This is a genomic window from Yoonia rosea (assembly GCF_900156505.1).
In the GTDB taxonomy this organism is placed as follows: domain Bacteria; phylum Pseudomonadota; class Alphaproteobacteria; order Rhodobacterales; family Rhodobacteraceae; genus Yoonia; species Yoonia rosea.
In genome coordinates, this window is record NZ_FTPR01000003.1 from 76,324 (window position 1) to 94,591 (window position 18,268).

The following is an 18,268-nucleotide window of genomic DNA, read 5'->3' on the forward strand; positions in this document are numbered from 1 at the left end:
CCTTTCTTATGCGCTGTGTTGCGGCTGGCCCAGCCGGTCGGCTTTTGCGGCGTCGCGGTCGCCCATCGCCTGATCGCGGCCAACGGTTGTGTCATATTTGGTTTGCGCCTCCATCTCGGCGTTCAGTTCTGCGCCCAGCATCACGATGAAGGCCGAAATCCAGAGCCACATCAGCAGGACGACAACACCGCCCAAAGCGCCAAAGCTTTCGTTGTATGCGCCGAAATTCGCAACATAGAAGGCGAAACCGGCAGATCCGATCAGCCAGATGATACAGGCGGCAATTGCGCCGGGGCTGACCCATTTGAATTCGGGCGCGTCGCGCGACGGGCCATAGCGGTAAAGCACCGCCAGCCCCAGCATCGACAGGGCAAGGATGAAGGCGACCACGATAACCGTCGCTGTGGTCTCGGCGAGGGCATCAAGGTTCAGTGTGTTCAGCAAGACCGGAATGCCGATCATCGCGGCAAGCGCGACGAGCAGTCCGAAAATCAGAAAAAGCGTCAGGCCAAGCGTTTCAAGCTTGAGACGGATGAACCCGCGTTCTTCCTTTTCGTCATAGGCGACGTTCATGCCGTCCATCAGGCTGCCCATGCCTTTGGAGGCCGAATAGACGGCAAGGCCGATCCCGAACACTGCAGCCAGCCCCAGCCCGCCCTCGCGAGAGCCTGCGACTTCGGTTGCCTGTTCGGTGATGATGTTCATCGCCGCCTCTGGCACGATGCCCGAAAGGGTCGAAAGCTGGTTGATGATCTGGTTCGGTTCGACCAATAGCCCGCCAATCGCAAGAAGGGCGGTAATGGCTGGAAACAGCGCCAGAAGCCCGTAGAACGCAACGCCCGCCGCGATCAGCCCGACCCTGTCTTGGCCGATTTCATCCTTGAGACGAAATGCGGTGTCTTTCCAGCCTTTGGCGGGAATATTGGTCGGGCTGTCGGCGTGGCGTCCGCGTGTCATGTTCGGGCTCCTGCGTCTTTTGGCCTAGGCGGCGGCTTTGTTGATGCCGCCCGTGGCAAGAGCCGTCATCGTGCGGTCGCCGCCATAGGTGTTATCCAGACATTCCTGCAGTACCGCGCCATCTTCGTCGTGGCCCAGACGGTTGGCAAAAGCGACAAGGCAGCCATAGCCGGCCAGCGCGTAGTGCACCATGCGCTGATACTGCGTGATGATCATGGCGTCGCGCACATCGGCGTTGCCGAATTCGGCGTCCAGCACATGTGCGTGCGCTTCTGCGACAAGGCCTTCCATGCCTTTGCAGTGCTCGCCATTGGGATCAATATCGTGGCGGTTACAAATCTCGGCGATCTTTTGCAGACCGTCGTTCATCCCGTTCACGCCAGCGATCAGCGCTTCGGACAAATCCTTGTCCCCGGCGGCGCGGCCCAACTTGGTTACTGCATCGGCGGCTTGCGTGTTCGCGCTCCACAGGTCTTGCAGTTGGTCGTGATATACGTCTTTGAGATGTGACATTGTCATGTTGGTATCTCCCTTCGTTGCGAATGGTTACGTCACCTACCCAACACCTGCCCCCGCCGATGGTTCCATGAAAGGCAATGGAACCAGCCCGCAGGTTGCGCGTTCATCCACACACAAACCAATGATAGGAGTAGACCCATGGAAAGCGGATTTATCGTCATCGTGCTTGCGCTGTTTACGCTGATGGCCTTCATCGTGGTGGCCATTGTCAGCAAGAAAAAGACACAGGCGCGTATGGATGACCCGTCGGCCACAAAATCAACCTTGGCCAAGGATAAGTCATCGACTGGCAAACCGGCCGACGTCTAGCTCAAAGGACACTCAATGGCTGTAAAGCTTGCCCTTGCCCGTGTTGCACATCGTTTTGAACGTGGGTTCGAAAAAATAAGACGCGGCCCCGCGCGGCACGATCCTATCATTGATTGCTACGGTGGTTATACATCGCATGATCATATCGTGTTACGGGGCCGCGTTCTTGCCAAAGCCCGCGCGATCAGCACGGAAGGGCCACAATCGAAGTGGCGCAATTTCAAAGATTTCCTGAGCCTTTTCATGACCGACGAACTGCGCGATCTGACGATCACCGCAGCCGACAGCGATCTGGCTACCCAAACCGACGAAGAGGGGTTTTTTACCCTGCAAATACCCGTCGGCGATGACGTTCCTCTTTATGTGAATATTCAGGCGGCAGGCGCGGATGAGGTCCATTCGACCCCCGTTTTCAACGCCCGCACCGCCAGTTTCGGCGTGATATCCGACATTGATGACACGCTCCTGCGCACCGGTGCCTATTCGCTGCTGCGCAACCTGTGGACATCCGCGACAGGTAACGTGCATGAACGCGAGGTTTTCGCGGACGCGGTTGCCTTGCTGCGGGATCTGAAAGGGCAGGGGGCTGCGTGTTTCTATGTCAGTTCTTCGCCCTGGAACCTTTTTGATTATCTACAGGCGGTTTTTGTGCGCACCGGCCTGCCGTTAGGGCCATTCTTTTTGCGCGATCTGGGGATATCGCGGACCCAGTTCATTACAGGCACCCATGGTGACCACAAGACCGACGCGATCGAGACGATCCTTGCCGCCAATCCGCATTTGCAGTTCACACTTGTGGGCGATACCGGCCAGCACGATCCGCACATCTACGCAGATATCGTGGCGCGCCACCCCGACCGCGTGACGCAGGTGGTTTTGCGGCGGCCAAGTGCGGCCGCCCTGTCGCGCCGGACCAAGGATGATGTGGCAAAAATAGAAGCCGCGGGCGTTGCTGTGATGCTTGACCACGATTGCCGGTCTTTATTGCCGGACGTCGCGCGATAAAAAAAGGGGCGGCAGAAATGCCGCCCCTTTTTTGTTGGTGAATTGGCCCGGATCAGGCGCGTAACTCATGTACATCTGCACCGGTTTTGCGGGCAATCGTGTCTTCCGCTTGCGCCTTGGCCTTGCGCATTTCTTCCTCAAGCGCATTGCGCGCCTCGGCCATCAGCGCATCGCGGCGGCGGCCCAGAAGTTCGTCTTCGCGGCGGGTCCCCGGCAAAAGCGTGCCTGCGAGCACACCGAACCCCAGCGCGAGCGCGCCAGCGGTTAGCGGCTTTTCGTATGCAAAACCTTGTGTTTTGCGCAGCGCTTTGCGTGATTTCCGTTCAATCGCCTCTTGCGCTGAGACGGCTGCCTCGCGTGCCTTGACGACGCGTTGGCGTGCTTTGGGTGGCAGATGGTCTAACCCGCTGTTCAATGCGGCCCTCAGGCGCGATGCCTCTGGGCGCCGTTCCATTTCGCCGGTCATTTCTGCGCGCAGTTCCGCATCTGCTTGGGCGACGCGTGCGTCAAACCCTGACATCGCGGCCTTGGGCGGGACTGCTGTTGGGTCTGCCTGCGGCGCCGGTGCAGCCGTGCGCTGCTGGCCGTTGGCCAAAAGGCCAAGCCCGATTGCGACAAGCAGTCCGCCTGCGGGGTTGCCGCGCAGGGTGCCCCACGCTTTTTGTGCGAGATCAGCGCCGATATCATTGGCCGCAGATGTGAAATCCTGCGCCAGTTTTTGCGGCTGCACGGTCTCGGTTAGCGCGTCGAGCGACGACGCAAGCTGTGCGCGGTCCGCTTCGACGCGGTCGGATATTTTTTTGAGATCAGACATTGGATGCCTCCCTGATTGCTGTGATGTCGTCGCGGATGCTTTCGGCTGTTTTCTCCGGTGTGAGTGCATCAGCGCTCAGGCGTGACTTGCCCGCCAGAACAAAGCCGATTGCGGCGACGATCAGAACGCCACCGACGATCAAAGCGGCGGTGCCGACTGACAGCCCGTTGGCCGCGATGTAAGCGACGGCAGCGGATGCAAGGACGTTCAGCGCCACAAGCGCCAACAGGAATGCGACCGCGAGGAACGCGATGCCGGTACCTGCGCGCGTCACGATGCGCGACATCTCTGCCTTGGCCAGCTGCACTTCGCCCTGCACGAGCGATGAGAACTGGCGCAACGTGTCCACCAGCAGCGACGGGGCGTCTTGAATGGTGTGTTTAGACATCGGTGCGGCCCCCGTTGATACCGGCCTCTTGGGGCCTAAAGCCGCGTGAGGTGGGGGAGGGTGCGGCCCATGGATCTGCCTGTGCAGAGGGGTCCGGCTGCGGGTCGCGTGCCTTGAGAAAACGCGCGGCGGCAAAGCCCGCGATTGCGGCGCCACCGATGAACAGCATCGGATTGCGGCGGGCCATATCGGTGGCCTGCGACGCCAGTTCGCGCACATCCGCGTTGCGCAGTTGCGATGCGAACCCTTCAATGTGGTCGGCGACGTGCCCGAAGGCCTCGGCCTGCGGCGATGCCGGGTCCAGCTGGCTGGCGGCAGCCTCTGCTGCGTCGGCGGCCTGCTGCACCTTGTTTGCGGCTGTATCCTTGGCCTTATCGGCCTGCGCCGCGGCCGCCTGTGTGGCGGCAGCTTTGCCTTGCGCGGTCAGATCTTCTGCATGTGCACGCGCTGTGCGTCCTAGCTCGGATATATCGGACATCTTGTGTCTCCTTTCCGTCTCTATCTTCGCTGGATCAACACGCCACCTGCCAAATCGTTCCCACGTTAAATACGCACGCCCCGTGGAACGAAATGCAGGGCTCGGGGTTGGTTGGACGACACAACATTTCACAAGGAGTTCTGATTATGGACCTCATTCGTATCATATTTGCCATGATCCTGCCCCCGCTGGGCGTCTTTCTGGAAGTGGGCCTGTCCAAGCAATTCTGGCTGAATATCCTGCTGACCTTGCTGGGCTACATCCCTGGGATCGTGCACGCCGTCTATACCATCGCACGCCGCTAAGATGGCGACGGAGCTGCAAAAATTCGAACGCTGGTCTGAGGCGCTGGACAGCAGATTCAGCCTCTTTGGCCTGCCCATCGGGTGGGATTCCATCCTCGGCCTGGTGCCCGGGGTCGGTGACGCCGTGACGGTGGTGCCCGCCGCGATGATGATCAATGCAGGCTACCGCCGCGGGATTCGTAAACGCGCCCTTGGCCGGATGGTCTGGAACACCGGACTGGATCTGACCTTGGGGTCGGTCCCGCTTGTTGGTGATGTGTTCGACGTGGCGTTCAAAAGCCACAAAAAGAACGTGGCTGTTCTGCGTGACGAATTCGTGCGGATGGGGTTGGCGGACATGGTTCCGCAGCCCGCCTGACGCACAGCCGACAAACAGGGCAGGGGTATCCGGTGTCCCCTTGCAATCTGAAACACAACCGACACCGCAGAGAAGAAAGGAAATTGTCATGAACTGGGAACAGATCAAAGGAAACTGGACACAGATGAAGGGTGAGTTGCGCGAGAAATACGGCGAATTGACCGAAGACGAAATCGCGCAGGCAGAGGGCGAGCGCGAGCAGCTTGTGGGCCTGATCAGCGAAAAATACGGCAAGGCGAAATTCGAGGTCCAGAAGGAGCTTGATGAATGGGTCAACAAGCGCTGATCGGGCTTGTCGGACTGATGAAGACCGCCGCAGCCGCCAATGCTGGCGCGCTGCGGTTTCATCATATCGGGAACGCCTGATCGTCACTGGGCCCGCTGTCGCCGGCGGGCCCATTCGCATATGCGAAAACAAAGGAATTACAGATGAAAACCACAAACCTTATCGGGCTCAAGCTGCACCATGCCACGGCAAAGGACATCACCGGCAAAATCACCGATGTATTATTTGATCTATCGTTGAAAGAGGCCGTTTTCATGATGGCCGATGTCACAACACCCAGAGGAACAGCGCCGGTTCTGTTCAGCCCGGTGGTTCTGAAACTTGACAAAGAGGGCATCGTCACCACGGCGCTCTCGGATGATATTCTGGCACGGCATGATAACTCGATGAACCGCACGGCGGTGCCTGTGGACCCTGCAGATCTGCCCAGCACATTTGTCGGACCATTCGGCAATACGCTTTCGCTCAGTATGATTGCTGCACTGTTCAATGCCCGCGTTAATGGCGGCAAGCCGGACATCCCCGGCGACCATGACGGCGTCTGGATGACCGAGCTGCTGGACCATCCGGTGCGTGCGCATGTGGCAGATATCGGTCATGTGGCGGACATCCTGCTGGATGAGGGCCTAACGCGGACACAAAACGTCGTGATCAAGACATTTGCAGGTGAGGTCGGGGAAACACCGCCACAGGCTGTCACGATCACAAAGACGGCCGACGGTCAGCTGGTGATCACGATCAGTCAGGACGCGTCCCCTTAATACAAAAAGCCCGCCGTATCGCTACGACGGGCTTTTCGCATGAATGGTGGGGGATTAGTCGCGACTGCGCAGGGCCAACCCAACGAGTATGCCGAGACCGACCGCGCCAACAACGGCGGTGCCTGGGTTATCACGGACAAATTTCGTGCCGCTTGCGGTGAGTTTACGCAGCTCTTCGCCTGCTTGTTCTGTCGCAAGCTCTGCTTGGAATGCGGCCTGCTCGAATGTGTCCTGTGCCGCTTCGACGCCTTTTTCGACCGTCTTGGTTGCACGCTCCTTGATTGCCGAGGCTTTTTTGTTCACCCCTTTTTCAAGGTTTTTTTCGATTGTTGCTGTCGATGTCATTGCAAATCTCCTTCTCTCTATGGCCAAATCCCCCCGACGCCGTGGTCGGGGGCTTCGATCTGGATGTTAGCTTTCGTCTTCTTCAGGGCTTTCGATGTCGACTGTTGGCACTTCCAACGTGATCTCTTCGGTGCCTGTTTCGATGTCGCCGACTTCAGCGCTGAATTCGGGCATGTTCCCCTCTTCAACGGTCACATCCACATCGGGCAAACTTGCCTCTTCTGTCTGGTCGATATCGACCATGTAGATGCCAAAACCAATGGCAACGGCGGCTACGACAACTGCGAGAACTGATGCGATTTTCATACTCTCTCTCCTTCATTAAGGTTACACAGAGACAACAATCGGCCCGCACTTCCGTTCCACGTTTTCCTTAAAAAAGGCCTGCGCTTACAAAAGTGGCCGCGGCGGAACGGTGGTGTCTTCGATCATTGCGATTGCGGCCAGCTTATCAATATCCGCGATGCTCAAGACACCATCGGACCACTGCGCCAACTGGCGATCGCGCAGTTTCGCGAGCGTTTTGTTGGTATGGACCAGCGACAGCCCCAACGCATCTGCAAGATCCTGCTGGCGGAATGGCAGCGGCATCTGGCTTTTTGAGACCATGTTCAACTGCTGTCCGCGCAGATAAACCTTGGCAAGCGCCCAAGCCACCGATTGAAGGGCATCGCGCTGGCCGACGGTTGCCAGTGCATCGCCGAGAAAATGTTCCTCGATCGCGGCCAGCCACGTGACCGAGAACGCCCGTTCAGGGTTGTCCTTGAAGAAATTCCAGATCGCCGAGCGGTCAAAAACGCAGAGCGTCATCTTGGTCGTAGCTTCGACCGAATGGCCCATTTCGCCCATAACGCCGGCCTGCAATCCGATAAAATCACCCGGCAGAATGAAATTCACGACCTGTCTTTTGCCGTTTTCAAGATACTTATACCGCAGTCCCATCCCGTGTAGCGCGGTGAACAGCTGCGGGCTGTTCGAGCCTTGCATCAGGATCGGCGCACCGGCGTCAACCACAAGTTCACCAACTTTGAACCGTTGCATCGCGTTCACTTCGTCCTGCGACATCGGCAGGAATTGGTGCTGCAACCGCAGCGGACACTGTTTACATTTCGTAGCCAATTTTTTCCCTATCCTATGTCATAGATTAATGCAGCATCCTGCGCAGCCATGTAAAAAGACGTGTCTACGGGGGTAAATGTGACCGAGAACTTTATCATTATCGAACCTGACCCGATCGTGGTGATGGACATTGAGGGGTTATTGACCGCTCAATTTCCCCGCGCGCGCATTACTGCGGGTGCGTCCTTGGCTGACATTGGCCCTGCAATTCATAGCTGCGGCCCCGAAACGACGTTTGTTGTGAAGGGTTCAATCGTTGCAGATGACGATGACCTCAGGCGTGTTGTACGCGAAGCTGCCATGCGGACGGCACGGATCGTTGTCATCGGCGGCCCCTTTGAATTTGATTTCGCCGCGACATTTATCGAGCTGCCTTTCAGCTCTGATATGATGCTTGCCGTGATGACGCAGGACAAGGCTGAACCCGACGCTGGTGCGCCGCCCGCGTCATAGCGGCTGATGCGCCGCGCGCGCAGGTCACTGCTGGTCTGGGCAAGTTGTCGCTGGATCAGCATATTTCTTCTCCCACCGTTTCGCCGCGATCTTGGGGGGTCAACGCAGAGATCAGCAAATCGTTTCATCGGCAAAGATGGAACCAAAACCGCATTCTGGACGTTTGGTCTGTGAAATTCGCGCATCATGACTTGCGCGATAACAAACCAAAGGAGTTCACTATGCTGTACTATGCACTCGCGTTTCTACTGGTTGCCATCGTCGCGGCCGTATTCGGATTTGGCGGTATTGCTTCTGCCTCGGCGGGGATCGCGCAAATTCTGTTCTTTATCTTCCTCGTTCTGTTCATCGTGACGCTGATCGCGCGCGCTGTTCGCAGTTAAGCAACGAAAGGAGTACGATATGACACAGTCATTGAATGTTGTTACAGAACCCCGCAAAGTCGCATCCGGTGTGCGCGAACCCGATACGGTCGCTGGCGGTTTGGCGGATGTATTGGCCGATACCTATATGCTGACCTACAAAACCCACGCCTACCACTGGAACGTTGAAGGGCCGCTTTTCTATGCGATCCACAACCTGACCGAAGGACAGTACGAGGACATGTTCGCCGCCGCTGACGAACTGGCCGAGCGTATCCGCGCCGTGGGCCAGATGGCGCCGATGTCGATGGGCGATATCCGCGACAGGTCTGTTGTCGAAGACAGCCCCGAAAAGATTTCAGCCGGCGACATGTGCAAGGCGCTTGCCACCGATCACGAACGCATCGCGCACCGCTTGCATGCGTTGATCAAGCTTTCTGGCGATCACAACGATCCCGTCACCGAGGATCTGGCAACAGCGCGGTCCGCGTTTCACGAACAGGCCGCATGGATGCTCAAAGCGCTCGTTGCGGAATAAAACAAAAAGCCCCCTCCGTTTCCGGGGGGGCTTTTCCTTTAGGTCGCCGCCCTGACGATCAACCATCCGACAATCGCGTAAGGCAACATGCCGATGAGCGTCAGCAGGCCATCGCGCGTCAGCATACCCAAGGCGAGCAAGGCCACGCCGACGCCAATGATGGACGAACTGAACGGCACAAATTCCAGCAACGGCATGATCAGACCTGACACAAGGCACAGCATTTGCGGGACGAAAACCAGCGGGCGCCGCGCAAATATGCGCAGACGGGCTTGTGTCCGGGCATCGATCCAGTGGGCGACCGGGTAGAGTTTGCGAAACCCGTCGCGCACCAGGTGTCCCTGCACCTCGCGGCGCAACACCCAATCGGGAAACCACAGGTGTTGGCGTTGTAGCAACATCTGCCCCGCGATCAGAAAGATCAGGATGCCCATGGTTGTAGAGAAAAAAGGAATACCGCTGAGCGGTGTGGCGACGGCAAGGGCAGGCAGCAACAGGATGGGCGCAAAGCTTGCGTCGCCGATTGCGCGCAGCACCTCGCGCAGGGAAATCCGATCTGCTGCGGCAAGATCAATGACCTTATTGATGATTTCGCTTAAACCCCGCAAAACCGGAGGTGCATCAGGCACGTGATCCGCCCGATGCAACTGCTTATCCGTCATCTCAGGCTTTCAATGTCGCTGTTGACGCAAAGAACATGGCCTGACTGACGGCCGACTGCACCTGCGCCTCTTGGAAGGGCTTGGAAATCAGGAACGCAGGTTCGGGGCGGTCACCTGTCAAAAGCCGTTCGGGGAAGGCTGTGATAAAGATCACGGGCACATCGTTCGTTTTCAACAACTCATTGACCGCATCAATCCCCGAGGAATTATCTGCCAGCTGAATATCGGCAAGGATCAGATCCGCCGGTTCATTCCTGCCCAGCTCGACCGCTTCGGCGTGGGTCCGCGCAACGCCTGTCACCGTATGGCCAAGGGACGTCACGATATCGGTAATATCTGCGGCGATGATCGGTTCGTCTTCGATAATCATCACGCGGCCCTGCACGCTTGCGGATAGTTCACTGTTGGCGGCCTTGATCAGGCGGCGGACCTCGTCTGCGTCGACATCCATGATGGTCGCGACATCCTTGATGTTGAATTCCTCGATCGTGCGCAGCAACAGCGCCTCGCGCGAATTGGCGGTCAATTTCGACAACAGCCCGTGCGCGCGTGCGCGTGGGTCGCTTCCTTCATCCTGAAACATCTGGCCCGACGACGACCAGATCGCATGAAAGCAACGGAACAAATTCACCTTCATGGCATTGTCGTTTTCAAAATCACTGCGGTCCTTCAGGATCGCCTCAAGTGTTGCAACGGTGTATTTGTCACCACGCGATTGCGACCCCGTCAGGGCACGTGCGTAACGCCGCAAATAAGGCAACTCAGCCGCGATCAGATCGGAAAAATTTTGCTCCGGTGCCGTGTCGTTCATTTTTTTGACCTTTTTTGTATTAATCTGGGAACCAACGCGGAAGTTATCAGTTCGTTCCCAGCAGGTGGCAATTTTTTTAGATGAGGCAGCAAAAAGCGATGGCAAGTAAAGAAGACTCAAAGCAGGACAAGATCGACAAGTATATCGACCAGAATCTGAAGAAGGTTTTCTCGGATTTGGAAAATGACGATATGCCCTCCGAGATCATAGACCTTTTGTCCGTGCTGCGTGCCCAAGACCAAGAGTTGAAGGGCAAAAAATGAGTCATCCAGATCCCAAAGATGAGCTGGTAACGCATTTGCCGGCCCTACGCGCTTTTGCGCTTAGTCTGACCCGCAACCGTGCCACTGCGGATGATATGATGCAGGATGCGGTCCTGAAAGCATGGACAAATATGGACAAATTTCAGGCCGGCACGAACATGCGCGCCTGGCTGTTCACCATCCTGCGCAATAATTACTATTCATCCCGTCGCAAGCTGAACCGCGAAGTGGCCGATGTGGACAACGCCTTTTCAGACACACTGTCAGTCAAACCTGATCACGACGGACGGCTTCAGATGATGGACTTCAAGGTCGCGTTCGCACAATTGGCAGACGAGCATCGCGAAGCGCTGATCTTGGTTGGTGCCTCCGGCTTTTCCTATGATGACGCAGCCGAGATGTGCGGTGTCGCCACAGGAACAATGAAAAGCCGTGTGAACCGTGCACGCGCCAAACTGACCGAGATGTTGCAATTGAACGATGATGAGGCCCTTGAATTGACTGATCGCGCTACGATGGCAGTGGTCGGCAGTCCGAATATCCCGTCATGACGCCGGGGCCCTGGTACAAGAAACTGAGCGTTCAGCTAATTGCGCTGCTGACGCTCGCATTGCTGCCGCTCGGAGCCGTCGCGATTTTTCAAACAGATCGGGTGGCCGCAAAGACGGACGCGAACGCCGGTCTTGCCCTGCTGAGCCTGACCGAGGCTGCTGCGCGTCAGGAACAAATATTGATCGAACGTGCGATTGGCACCGCACGATTGTTCCGGTCGATTGCCCCCACTTTTCTGGCGGACCCTCAAAACTGCGCCTCTCAACTTGCACCATTCATAGACGCAAACCCAGAGTACAGCTTTATTGCTGTGATCCCGCAGTCCGGTATCGTTGAATGTTCGTCAGCCGACGAAATCTTCAATTTGAACGGCGTCGATAACTTCGACGAACTGATGTCCAGTCAGGAACCCGCTATTGTTGTGGACCGGAATGGCCATGCTAGCGGCGAATCCGTATTTGTGGTGTCCGAGCCTCTTGAAATGGATGGTGCGTTTGCGGGTTTTGTGTCTGTCTCGATTCCCCATCGCAGTTTGCCGACGTACATCAAAGACGACGAACAATACCAGGGCTTGGTTGAATTGGTGACATTCAACAGAGCCGGCACTGTTTTGACGGCGCGGGGTGGATTGGACGCTGCAACGCCGGAATTGCCTTCCGGACTGGAGCTCGCCGGTCTGTTTTCGACACAGTCGCAGACCTTTCGCGCGGACAACAGGCGCGGCCTCGAGCGGCGATACAGCGTTGTACCCATTCAAGGCAGCCCCGCGTCGGTTCTGGCAATCTGGGAAATAGAAAACGCATTGAGCTTGCCGGCCAAAATTTCACCGGCGATTTTTCCGTTGTTGATGTGGTTTGCCAGTATGGGGGTCGCAATGTTGGCAATGAATACGCTGGTGATCCGCCACCTCACCCGTATCCGGCGCAAGATGAATGCATTTGCTGATGACCGCAACACGCACCGGCCCTATGCGCCCAATGCGCTGTTCCCAATCGAGATTGAAATGCTGGAAGAAAACTTTGCCCGCATGAGCGAAGAGATCTTGCGCGACGAAGCAGCCATGGAAAACGCTGTGCGCGAAAAGGGGGTTCTGGTCAAAGAAATCCATCACCGGGTCAAAAATAACCTCCAGCTCATTTCATCCATCATCAATATGCAAATTCGCAATGCTGACGCGGATGAGACGAAAACCGTCTTGCGGCGCATTCAGGACCGCGTTCTTAGCTTGGCGACAATCCACCGCGATCTTTATCAGTCGCAAGATGGCGGGCGCGTGAACGCAGGCAATCTTGTGACCGAGATCGTTGAAAAATCCGCCGAGCTTGTCACAGGCGAGGGGCGTGATCTGAACCTTCAGATGGAGATTGATCCGGTGTTGCTCTACCCCGACCAGGCGGTCCCTTTGTCGCTTGTCGTGTCCGAGGCCGCGACGAATGCGTTAAAGCATATCGGCGCTCAGTCCGCCCGAGGCGGTACATTTGATGTCCGCTTGAAGCAGGATGGCACGACTTGCACGCTGGTCATGACAAATTCTGTTGGTGTGACCCAAAGTCGGGATAGCACCGGCTTGGGCAGCAAGCTGATGAAAGCCTTTGCCATGCAGCTTGGTGGAACAATTGATATTGACGAAACGGACGACCAGTATTCCTTGACGATTCAATTCAATGCTGACGACTTTCAACCGGAGGCACGTGACTATTGACCGCAACTGACGCACGCATGTTTGAGGTCCTTGTCACCGCGCAAGAGGCGTACCCACGGCTGGAATCCGCCTTTCTGGCGGCCGAAAAGGAAGTGGTCGCAGGCTTTCGTATCTTTGATCCTTGGACCAAACTCCGCTCTGACGCGGCGCGCGCTATTGGTGACACGTGGTTTGACTTGATCGTCCACACACTCGACCGCGGTGTCGAGATAAACATCGTCCTGACGGATTTCGACCCTGTCGTGCGGATGCAGGAACACCGCTACGCCTGGCGATGCTTGCGCGCTTTCTTAGCAGCGGCCGAGGCGTCAAGCCATCCCGAGAACATGAACGCACGGGTTGCGATGCATCCTGCGCGGGTCGGTCTTTTGCCGCGCACACTGCTGTGGCCGCGATCTTTCAAAGAGGTTGGTGCGCAGCTGCGCAAGGTTGAGGCGGACGTGGGTGCCGATCTGACTGGCACCCCTTATCTGCCCGCGCTTGCCGTACAGCGCGGCGATACCTTGCAGCCCCGTAAATTTCCGCCACCGCCGCTTGTGCCTGTGACCCATCACCAGAAACTGGCGGTTTTTGATGCAGAAACGCTTTACATCGGCGGGCTTGATGTGAACGACCGCCGCTATGATACCCCCCGCCATAACCGCAAGGGGGATGATACGTGGCACGACGTGCAAGTCGTCGTCACCGGAGAGGTCGCAGCAGAAGCACGCCAGCATTTGCTTGATATGGAACACGTTTTTTCCGGCGGGACCGCGCGCCACACCAATGCGCTTTTGCGGACGATGTCTGCGAAACGCAAAATGGAACTACCTTTCATGTCGCCGGTTCCGATGGTGTCCGAACTGGAAGATGCCCATCTGGATGCAATCCGAAAGGCCGAGCAACTCATCTATTTCGAGACCCAGTTTTTCCGTGATGAAGCCATCGCACAGGCGCTTGCCATGCGTGCGAAACAGCAGCGGGGGCTGTCACTTGTCATGATGCTGCCCGCCGCGCCAGAGGATATCGCCTTTAGCGATGATTGGGGGCCTGATGCAGCTTATGGCGAACATATGCAGGTCAAATGCGTCGATCTGATCAACGACGGCTTTGGCGACAGGGTGTTCATCGGCTCGCCCGCACAGCCGTGTTCTTCATCATCAAAGGGCAGGGACGCACATTTTGGGGCGCCTTTGGTTTATCTCCATGCCAAAGTGTCGATCTTTGATGACGCAATGGGCATCGTATCATCGGCCAACCTGAACGGGCGCAGCATGCGTTGGGACACCGAAGCCGGTGTCGCGACACAGACAAAGGCAGAGGTCGCACAATTAAAGCTGCGCTGCTTTGAACACTGGCTGGGTGCGGATGCCGATGAAGCGTTTTACCAACCCGTGACAGCCTGTGACGCATGGGCCGCGCGTGCGGCACAAAACGCCCAGCTGGCACCAGAAGATCGTAAAGGCTTTGTCTTGCCCTACAGGGTCGAAGCTGCGCGAGAGGATGCTCAGATCTTGCCCGGTGTTCCGTCAGAGATGACCTGATCGCTGAACGCCTGAACGACCGTCATGGTCCAGATCAGAAGCGGAATTGCGATGATGCCGCCGATCGGGCCCCACAGCCAGAGCCAGAAAACCAGCGACACAAACACCAAAAGCGGATTGACCGACAGGCTTTTGCCGACCAGCGTGGGGGTGACGAACTGTGCCTCTATGGCGTTCATGGCGATGTAGATTGCAGGGGGAAGAAAGCTGGCCGCGCCTTCAAAGACAACAATGCCGGTCACGGTCAGCATCGCAATCAGGGCGGTCGGTCCAAGGTAGAGAATGAAGTTCAAAAGGCACGCGAGTAGCCCCCATACAATGGGTGACGGCATCCCGATCCAGTACATGACCGCGGCGACGACAGCGCCAAAGCTGAAATTGATCGCTGAAATCGTCAGAACATAGCGGGATACCTGTGACGCCGCGCGGCGCAGGTCGCGTTGCCCGATTGGCGCTGTTGTCGCGCTGAGCCATTCATAGACAGCGTTTCGCGTCAGCAAGAAAAAATAAAGGGTACCGGTAAAGATCAGGAACTGCGCAGCAAACTGCGGGGCGTAAAACAAGGCATCCGTGAGCGTGGGCATTGTCATGCCTTCTGCTTCTTCTTTCGGTGCAGCCGAAGGTTCAATGGCCGCGGCGACATCATCGGAAATCTTTTCAAGACCCCGCAACAGGCGTCGTGCTTCTTCCACAGTTTCGCGCAATTCAGCCTGAATGACCGGTCCCTGACTGATGGCTTGCGTGATATAGGGCTCAAGCAGCAGCACGATGGCAAAGATCGATGCAAGGGCCAGAAGCAATGACAAAAACGCTGCCACGGCGTCAGGAACACGCAACTTTTCCCAAAGCTCTGACAGCGGGGTCAGGACGATCCCGAGCAGAATGGCCGCCAACAGCGGCGCGAACAGCACTTTTGCCTGATAGAGCACGATGAACACGGCAATGATCGTCAATATCGCCAGACACATCGTGTTGATTGTGGATCGCATCTTTTTGATCTCCCTCGCACACAAACCTTTGAGCAGGGTATTCGTTCCCGGCAAAAGGAACTTTTAGGCGATCGCGGTGTTAGGTCGGTAGCAGATACAAAAAAGGAGACGACAATGTCAGCTTCCAACACCAATATCGAAAAGCAGAAAAAGCGCCACCGCGGCGCGCTTGTCGGTATCGCGTTCGCCCTGTTCTGGGCCGCAGTTCTTTTTGCGGGCTTCATGATCTGGACCGCATATCAGGGTGATAACCCCACGGCGCAAAGTCCGGCAGCCTATGTTGCAGAATAAAAAAGGCGCGCTTTTCGAAGCGCGCTTTTTTGATTGTAAGACCCACAAAAAAGGCGTCTCGGTACCCCGGGACGCCTTTTTCTAGGTCGCTATACGCTTGCTGTCGCGCTGCGTGGTCCTGCGATCAGCCAGATGATGAAACCAATCACCGGCAGCACCAGGACCAGCAGTGTCCAGAGCACTTTGCTTCCGGTTGATGCGCCCGATCCGATGATCGAGATGATCGCCCAGATGTTGAGGGCCAGAATGATAAGTCCGCCTAAACCAGCATATTCCATTTGTCTTTCCTCCGACTGTTGTGGTGTTTTCACCTAAACAACGAACCCGATCCCGATTGGTTCCATTATTCTTTGTCGGGTAATTCGTGCCGGACCTGTCCGAACGACAACAAGGCAAAGATTGCAGTGCCACCAAGGATATTGCCTGCAAGTACGGGCAGGAAAAAGTTCCATATGGCGGTCTGCAAGGGGAGGGCACCTTGCACCATCAAAAACGCCATTTCGACGCTACCGGCAACGACGTGTGTGAAATCACCCGCAGCGATAAGCCATGTGAAGATCATGATCAGGAACAGCTCAAATCCTTCTGACTTGGGCAGCATCCAGACGATTGCCGCAATGATAACGCCCGCAGGAATGGCGCGGTGGAATGCCTCGCCGGGGGCAAAACCGGTCGCGTGTTCGGACAGTTCGGTAATTGCAGGCACCAGTTCGGCAGGGATGAAAGACCCATAGGCAAAAGCGGCGGCTGCAATAAATGCGCCGACGACATTGGCGAACAGGACTATCGCCCAAAGCACGCCGACCTGCTGAAACATGGCAGGCGAGGGGTCACGCATCACGGGCAATACGGTGGTGATGGTGTTTTCGGTAAACAACTGCATGCTGCCAAGGATCACGACAATAAACCCCAGACTATACCCGAGGTTTTCCAGCAGATAGCGCCAAGGCGAATCGGGCAGATATGTCCGAAAGATTGCCTCGCCCAGCACCGACAGGGAAATCATCATGCCCGCAGCGATGCCTGACCAGAACAAGGATGCCTTGGGCCGTTCAAGCTCTTCGATCCCTTCGTGGCGAATAACCTCGAAGATGTCCTTGGAAGACAGTTTTTCGGCGTCGTCTACAACGGGGTCATGTCCCATATTCATCGTCCTTTTTGATATCCGAACCATAACCCTTGCGGAACGCTTTTGGTTCCATCAGCGTTTGTCACATGCACCACCAATAGCATCAAAGGCATCAAAAATGGGAAAACGGGCATATCTGTTCAAGCTGCTGCAGGATATCCGGGCTAGCTATTGGTTTTTACCCTCTCTGTTGGTGATGGTCGGGCTGCTCCTTGCAAGTGTCATGGTTTGGGTAGACGGCAACCCTTCTGTTGTGCCTATTCAAGTGCCGCGCGCGTTGCTGGATACGCAGGCCGACGGCGCCAGATCGATGCTATCGGTGATTGCCCAATCCATCATCGGTGTCACCGGTGTGATGTTTTCGATGACGCTTGTCGCTGTGTCCTTTGCCTCTGGTAACTTCGGGCCGCGATTGATCGGCAACTTTATGCGCGACCGTGGCAACCAATGGAGCCTTGGCATACTAATCGCGACCTTTGTCTACGCGCTGGTTGTTTTGCGCACCGTTCAGGATGATATCGAAGGCGGTGCCACACAATTCGTGCCGCATTATTCGCTGCTGCTTGCGCTTGGGCTGACTCTGCTGTGCGTGTTCACCCTGATCTATTTCATCCACCACGTGCCCGAGACAATCAACGTCTCGCGCATCTCGGCCAGCATTGGTGCTGCGTTGGAGCGCCATGTGCGCAGGTTGATTGATAAACAGGACGACAAAGACCGCTGTGTGTCGCCGCCCGACCGCGCGCCCGATATGACCCTTACCGCCGGCACATCGGGCTACATCCAGACCGTGAATTTCTCACAACTCGAAAAACTGGCGGACAACTGCGATTTTCGCGTGAACCTCACAACATCAATTGGTGCCTTTGTCACCGAAAGATCCCCCATTTTTGAAGTATGGGCCGGATCAAACGGCAACGACATCGACGCGGACGCGGTCCTTGAATGTTATGCCATCGGGGCAAGCCGGACAGAGAACCAAAATCCGACGTTTCTGGCCGAACAGCTTGTCGAGATGATCGCGCGGGCGCTGTCGCCGGGCGTGAACGATCCTTACACCGCCAAGGACTGTCTGAACCGGCTTGCCGCCGCATTGACGGTCGCCAGCACCTACAAGGGCGGCATCAAAGACCGGTCATTGCCGCGCATTACATTCAAGGCGCTGACATTTTCCCGACTGTTCGCTGCAAGTTTTCCGCTGTGCCGGCAATACATCAAACCTGACGCGCTCGTGCTGGACCACGCGCTGACACTGCTGAACAATCTGGTCGATGTGGTCCGCGACGAAGACCGTCAGGTCATCAAGGACGAGATTGCGATGCTGACGTCTGATACCTAGGGAACCAACC

General features: G+C 56.6%; 28 protein-coding genes. 15 read left to right on the forward strand and 13 right to left on the reverse strand.

Annotation, left to right across the window (positions count from 1 at the left end; genetic code table 11):
• Positions 1 to 6: 6 nt before the first annotated feature.
• Together B0B09_RS14925 and B0B09_RS14930 are read right to left on the reverse strand one after the other, a co-directional pair.
• Positions 7 to 957: a YihY/virulence factor BrkB family protein gene (locus tag B0B09_RS14925; RefSeq protein WP_076660747.1), complete on the reverse strand. Its 951-nt coding sequence runs from the start codon at positions 955 to 957 to the stop codon at positions 7 to 9.
• 24 nt (positions 958 to 981) lie between these two features.
• Positions 982 to 1,476, reverse strand: coding sequence for a ferritin-like domain-containing protein (locus B0B09_RS14930; protein WP_076660748.1), 495 nt, complete (start codon positions 1,474 to 1,476; stop codon positions 982 to 984).
• A gap of 138 nt (positions 1,477 to 1,614) precedes the next feature.
• On the opposite strand from B0B09_RS14930, the gene B0B09_RS18020 reads away from it, so the two are divergent.
• Together B0B09_RS18020 and B0B09_RS14935 are read left to right on the forward strand one after the other, a co-directional pair.
• Positions 1,615 to 1,785: a hypothetical protein gene (locus tag B0B09_RS18020; RefSeq protein WP_165689340.1), complete on the forward strand. Its 171-nt coding sequence runs from the start codon at positions 1,615 to 1,617 to the stop codon at positions 1,783 to 1,785.
• A 15-nt stretch (positions 1,786 to 1,800) separates the two neighbouring features.
• A complete protein-coding gene (locus B0B09_RS14935; protein ID WP_076660749.1) occupies positions 1,801 to 2,790 on the forward strand; it encodes a phosphatase domain-containing protein in 990 nt (329 codons plus the stop codon).
• Positions 2,791 to 2,842: 52 nt separating this feature from the next.
• Here B0B09_RS14935 and B0B09_RS14940 read toward each other — a convergent pair whose 3' ends face one another.
• Genes B0B09_RS14940 through B0B09_RS14950 form a run of 3 tightly spaced genes read right to left on the reverse strand, consistent with a single transcriptional unit; the run spans position 2,843 to position 4,470 of the window.
• Entirely contained in the window at positions 2,843 to 3,604 is a 762-nt protein-coding gene (locus B0B09_RS14940; protein ID WP_076660750.1) for a DUF3619 family protein, read from the reverse strand.
• Positions 3,597 to 3,992, reverse strand: a complete 396-nt coding sequence (locus tag B0B09_RS14945; RefSeq protein WP_076660751.1) for a phage holin family protein — start codon at positions 3,990 to 3,992, stop codon at positions 3,597 to 3,599. The genes B0B09_RS14940 and B0B09_RS14945 overlap by 8 nt, the downstream gene beginning before the upstream one ends.
• Complete coding sequence (locus tag B0B09_RS14950) at positions 3,985 to 4,470, reverse strand: hypothetical protein (protein ID WP_076660752.1); 486 nt, start codon at positions 4,468 to 4,470, stop codon at positions 3,985 to 3,987. The genes B0B09_RS14945 and B0B09_RS14950 overlap by 8 nt, the downstream gene beginning before the upstream one ends.
• 146 nt (positions 4,471 to 4,616) lie before the next feature.
• On the opposite strand from B0B09_RS14950, the gene B0B09_RS14955 reads away from it, so the two are divergent.
• From B0B09_RS14955 to B0B09_RS14970, 4 genes are all read left to right on the forward strand, one after another.
• On the forward strand, positions 4,617 to 4,775 hold the full coding sequence (locus B0B09_RS14955) for a YqaE/Pmp3 family membrane protein (RefSeq protein ID WP_076660753.1): 159 nt from the start codon (positions 4,617 to 4,619) through the stop codon (positions 4,773 to 4,775).
• Position 4,776: 1 nt separating this feature from the next.
• Positions 4,777 to 5,133, forward strand: coding sequence for a DUF4112 domain-containing protein (locus B0B09_RS14960; RefSeq protein WP_076660754.1), 357 nt, complete (start codon positions 4,777 to 4,779; stop codon positions 5,131 to 5,133).
• Positions 5,134 to 5,221: 88 nt separating this feature from the next.
• Entirely contained in the window at positions 5,222 to 5,419 is a 198-nt protein-coding gene (locus tag B0B09_RS14965) for a CsbD family protein (RefSeq protein ID WP_055295694.1), read from the forward strand.
• Between the two features lie 143 nt (positions 5,420 to 5,562).
• Positions 5,563 to 6,180, forward strand: a complete 618-nt coding sequence (locus tag B0B09_RS14970) for a hypothetical protein (protein WP_076660755.1) — start codon at positions 5,563 to 5,565, stop codon at positions 6,178 to 6,180.
• Between the two features lie 54 nt (positions 6,181 to 6,234).
• On the opposite strand, the gene B0B09_RS14975 is transcribed toward B0B09_RS14970, so the two are convergent.
• From B0B09_RS14975 to B0B09_RS14985, 3 genes are all read right to left on the reverse strand, one after another.
• Positions 6,235 to 6,525, reverse strand: coding sequence for a hypothetical protein (locus B0B09_RS14975; RefSeq protein WP_076660756.1), 291 nt, complete (start codon positions 6,523 to 6,525; stop codon positions 6,235 to 6,237).
• Between the two features lie 66 nt (positions 6,526 to 6,591).
• Positions 6,592 to 6,831 (reverse strand): hypothetical protein, encoded by a 240-nt coding sequence (locus B0B09_RS14980; RefSeq protein ID WP_076660757.1) that lies wholly within the window; start codon positions 6,829 to 6,831, stop codon positions 6,592 to 6,594.
• Between the two features lie 84 nt (positions 6,832 to 6,915).
• A complete protein-coding gene (locus B0B09_RS14985; protein WP_110549973.1) occupies positions 6,916 to 7,644 on the reverse strand; it encodes a Crp/Fnr family transcriptional regulator in 729 nt (242 codons plus the stop codon).
• A 78-nt stretch (positions 7,645 to 7,722) separates the two neighbouring features.
• Here B0B09_RS14985 and B0B09_RS14990 point away from each other — a divergent pair, with 78 nt between their 5' ends.
• The 3 genes from B0B09_RS14990 to B0B09_RS15000 all read left to right on the forward strand — a co-directional run bounded on the left by B0B09_RS14990 (position 7,723) and on the right by B0B09_RS15000 (position 8,997).
• The gene (locus B0B09_RS14990; protein ID WP_076660759.1) at positions 7,723 to 8,097 is read left to right on the forward strand and encodes a hypothetical protein; all 375 of its coding nucleotides are present in this window, start codon (positions 7,723 to 7,725) and stop codon (positions 8,095 to 8,097) included.
• Positions 8,098 to 8,318: 221 nt separating this feature from the next.
• Complete coding sequence (locus tag B0B09_RS14995) at positions 8,319 to 8,480, forward strand: DUF1328 domain-containing protein (protein WP_076660760.1); 162 nt, start codon at positions 8,319 to 8,321, stop codon at positions 8,478 to 8,480.
• Positions 8,481 to 8,499: 19 nt separating this feature from the next.
• On the forward strand, positions 8,500 to 8,997 hold the full coding sequence (locus tag B0B09_RS15000; protein WP_076660761.1) for a Dps family protein: 498 nt from the start codon (positions 8,500 to 8,502) through the stop codon (positions 8,995 to 8,997).
• A 38-nt stretch (positions 8,998 to 9,035) separates the two neighbouring features.
• Here B0B09_RS15000 and B0B09_RS15005 read toward each other — a convergent pair whose 3' ends face one another.
• Positions 9,036 to 9,659, reverse strand: coding sequence for an exopolysaccharide biosynthesis protein (locus B0B09_RS15005; protein ID WP_084190872.1), 624 nt, complete (start codon positions 9,657 to 9,659; stop codon positions 9,036 to 9,038).
• 1 nt (position 9,660) lies between these two features.
• Positions 9,661 to 10,470 carry a response regulator gene (locus tag B0B09_RS15010; protein WP_076660762.1) on the reverse strand — a complete coding sequence of 270 codons (810 nt, stop codon included), beginning with the start codon at positions 10,468 to 10,470 and terminating at the stop codon, positions 9,661 to 9,663.
• Positions 10,471 to 10,568: 98 nt separating this feature from the next.
• Between B0B09_RS15010 and B0B09_RS18025 the strand changes: the two genes are divergently transcribed.
• From B0B09_RS18025 to B0B09_RS15025, 4 genes are read left to right on the forward strand one after another with little or no spacing between them, the layout of a single operon-like run.
• On the forward strand, positions 10,569 to 10,733 hold the full coding sequence (locus tag B0B09_RS18025; RefSeq protein ID WP_165689341.1) for a NepR family anti-sigma factor: 165 nt from the start codon (positions 10,569 to 10,571) through the stop codon (positions 10,731 to 10,733).
• Positions 10,730 to 11,284 carry an RNA polymerase sigma factor gene (locus B0B09_RS15015; RefSeq protein WP_076660763.1) on the forward strand — a complete coding sequence of 185 codons (555 nt, stop codon included), beginning with the start codon at positions 10,730 to 10,732 and terminating at the stop codon, positions 11,282 to 11,284. The genes B0B09_RS18025 and B0B09_RS15015 overlap by 4 nt, the downstream gene beginning before the upstream one ends.
• Positions 11,281 to 12,987, forward strand: coding sequence for a sensor histidine kinase (locus tag B0B09_RS15020; RefSeq protein ID WP_076660764.1), 1,707 nt, complete (start codon positions 11,281 to 11,283; stop codon positions 12,985 to 12,987). The genes B0B09_RS15015 and B0B09_RS15020 overlap by 4 nt, the downstream gene beginning before the upstream one ends.
• Positions 12,984 to 14,510, forward strand: coding sequence for a phospholipase D family protein (locus B0B09_RS15025; protein ID WP_084190873.1), 1,527 nt, complete (start codon positions 12,984 to 12,986; stop codon positions 14,508 to 14,510). The genes B0B09_RS15020 and B0B09_RS15025 overlap by 4 nt, the downstream gene beginning before the upstream one ends.
• Here B0B09_RS15025 and B0B09_RS15030 read toward each other — a convergent pair.
• Positions 14,474 to 15,499, reverse strand: coding sequence for an AI-2E family transporter (locus tag B0B09_RS15030; protein ID WP_084190874.1), 1,026 nt, complete (start codon positions 15,497 to 15,499; stop codon positions 14,474 to 14,476). The two genes, B0B09_RS15025 and B0B09_RS15030, sit on opposite strands and share 37 nt — an antisense overlap.
• 114 nt (positions 15,500 to 15,613) lie before the next feature.
• Here B0B09_RS15030 and B0B09_RS18030 point away from each other — a divergent pair, with 114 nt between their 5' ends.
• Positions 15,614 to 15,790, forward strand: a complete 177-nt coding sequence (locus tag B0B09_RS18030) for a hypothetical protein (protein ID WP_165689342.1) — start codon at positions 15,614 to 15,616, stop codon at positions 15,788 to 15,790.
• An 89-nt stretch (positions 15,791 to 15,879) separates the two neighbouring features.
• On the opposite strand, the gene B0B09_RS15035 is transcribed toward B0B09_RS18030, so the two are convergent.
• Entirely contained in the window at positions 15,880 to 16,068 is a 189-nt protein-coding gene (locus B0B09_RS15035) for a PLDc N-terminal domain-containing protein (RefSeq protein ID WP_076660766.1), read from the reverse strand.
• A gap of 65 nt (positions 16,069 to 16,133) precedes the next feature.
• A complete protein-coding gene (locus B0B09_RS15040) occupies positions 16,134 to 16,934 on the reverse strand; it encodes a formate/nitrite transporter family protein (protein WP_084190883.1) in 801 nt (266 codons plus the stop codon).
• 103 nt (positions 16,935 to 17,037) lie between these two features.
• Between B0B09_RS15040 and B0B09_RS15045 the strand changes: the two genes are divergently transcribed.
• Complete coding sequence (locus tag B0B09_RS15045) at positions 17,038 to 18,258, forward strand: DUF2254 domain-containing protein (RefSeq protein ID WP_076660768.1); 1,221 nt, start codon at positions 17,038 to 17,040, stop codon at positions 18,256 to 18,258.
• Positions 18,259 to 18,268: the final 10 nt, after the last annotated feature.

Excerpts from the sequence above, each read along its gene's own strand:
- B0B09_RS14945 (WP_076660751.1), bottom strand. The coding sequence starts at position 3,992 with ATGTCTAAACACACCATTCAAGACGCCCCGTCGCTGCTGGTGGACACG.
- B0B09_RS14940 (WP_076660750.1), bottom strand. The coding sequence starts at position 3,604 with ATGTCTGATCTCAAAAAAATATCCGACCGCGTCGAAGCGGACCGCGCA.
- B0B09_RS18030 (WP_165689342.1), top strand. The coding sequence starts at position 15,614 with ATGTCAGCTTCCAACACCAATATCGAAAAGCAGAAAAAGCGCCACCGC.
- B0B09_RS14970 (WP_076660755.1), top strand. The coding sequence starts at position 5,563 with ATGAAAACCACAAACCTTATCGGGCTCAAGCTGCACCATGCCACGGCA.
- B0B09_RS14960 (WP_076660754.1), top strand. The coding sequence starts at position 4,777 with ATGGCGACGGAGCTGCAAAAATTCGAACGCTGGTCTGAGGCGCTGGAC.
- B0B09_RS18025 (WP_165689341.1), top strand. The coding sequence starts at position 10,569 with ATGGCAAGTAAAGAAGACTCAAAGCAGGACAAGATCGACAAGTATATC.
- B0B09_RS15015 (WP_076660763.1), top strand. The coding sequence starts at position 10,730 with ATGAGTCATCCAGATCCCAAAGATGAGCTGGTAACGCATTTGCCGGCC.
- B0B09_RS14935 (WP_076660749.1), top strand. The coding sequence starts at position 1,801 with ATGGCTGTAAAGCTTGCCCTTGCCCGTGTTGCACATCGTTTTGAACGT.
- B0B09_RS14925 (WP_076660747.1), bottom strand. The coding sequence starts at position 957 with ATGACACGCGGACGCCACGCCGACAGCCCGACCAATATTCCCGCCAAA.
- B0B09_RS18020 (WP_165689340.1), top strand. The coding sequence starts at position 1,615 with ATGGAAAGCGGATTTATCGTCATCGTGCTTGCGCTGTTTACGCTGATG.
- B0B09_RS14965 (WP_055295694.1), top strand. The coding sequence starts at position 5,222 with ATGAACTGGGAACAGATCAAAGGAAACTGGACACAGATGAAGGGTGAG.
- B0B09_RS14980 (WP_076660757.1), bottom strand. The coding sequence starts at position 6,831 with ATGAAAATCGCATCAGTTCTCGCAGTTGTCGTAGCCGCCGTTGCCATT.
- B0B09_RS15000 (WP_076660761.1), top strand. The coding sequence starts at position 8,500 with ATGACACAGTCATTGAATGTTGTTACAGAACCCCGCAAAGTCGCATCC.
- B0B09_RS14950 (WP_076660752.1), bottom strand. The coding sequence starts at position 4,470 with ATGTCCGATATATCCGAGCTAGGACGCACAGCGCGTGCACATGCAGAA.
- B0B09_RS15045 (WP_076660768.1), top strand. The coding sequence starts at position 17,038 with ATGGGAAAACGGGCATATCTGTTCAAGCTGCTGCAGGATATCCGGGCT.
- B0B09_RS15035 (WP_076660766.1), bottom strand. The coding sequence starts at position 16,068 with ATGGAATATGCTGGTTTAGGCGGACTTATCATTCTGGCCCTCAACATC.
- B0B09_RS14930 (WP_076660748.1), bottom strand. The coding sequence starts at position 1,476 with ATGACAATGTCACATCTCAAAGACGTATATCACGACCAACTGCAAGAC.
- B0B09_RS14995 (WP_076660760.1), top strand. The coding sequence starts at position 8,319 with ATGCTGTACTATGCACTCGCGTTTCTACTGGTTGCCATCGTCGCGGCC.
- B0B09_RS15040 (WP_084190883.1), bottom strand. The coding sequence starts at position 16,934 with ATGGGACATGACCCCGTTGTAGACGACGCCGAAAAACTGTCTTCCAAG.
- B0B09_RS15030 (WP_084190874.1), bottom strand. The coding sequence starts at position 15,499 with ATGCGATCCACAATCAACACGATGTGTCTGGCGATATTGACGATCATT.
- B0B09_RS14955 (WP_076660753.1), top strand. The coding sequence starts at position 4,617 with ATGGACCTCATTCGTATCATATTTGCCATGATCCTGCCCCCGCTGGGC.
- B0B09_RS15020 (WP_076660764.1), top strand. The coding sequence starts at position 11,281 with ATGACGCCGGGGCCCTGGTACAAGAAACTGAGCGTTCAGCTAATTGCG.
- B0B09_RS15005 (WP_084190872.1), bottom strand. The coding sequence starts at position 9,659 with ATGACGGATAAGCAGTTGCATCGGGCGGATCACGTGCCTGATGCACCT.
- B0B09_RS15010 (WP_076660762.1), bottom strand. The coding sequence starts at position 10,470 with ATGAACGACACGGCACCGGAGCAAAATTTTTCCGATCTGATCGCGGCT.
- B0B09_RS14975 (WP_076660756.1), bottom strand. The coding sequence starts at position 6,525 with ATGACATCGACAGCAACAATCGAAAAAAACCTTGAAAAAGGGGTGAAC.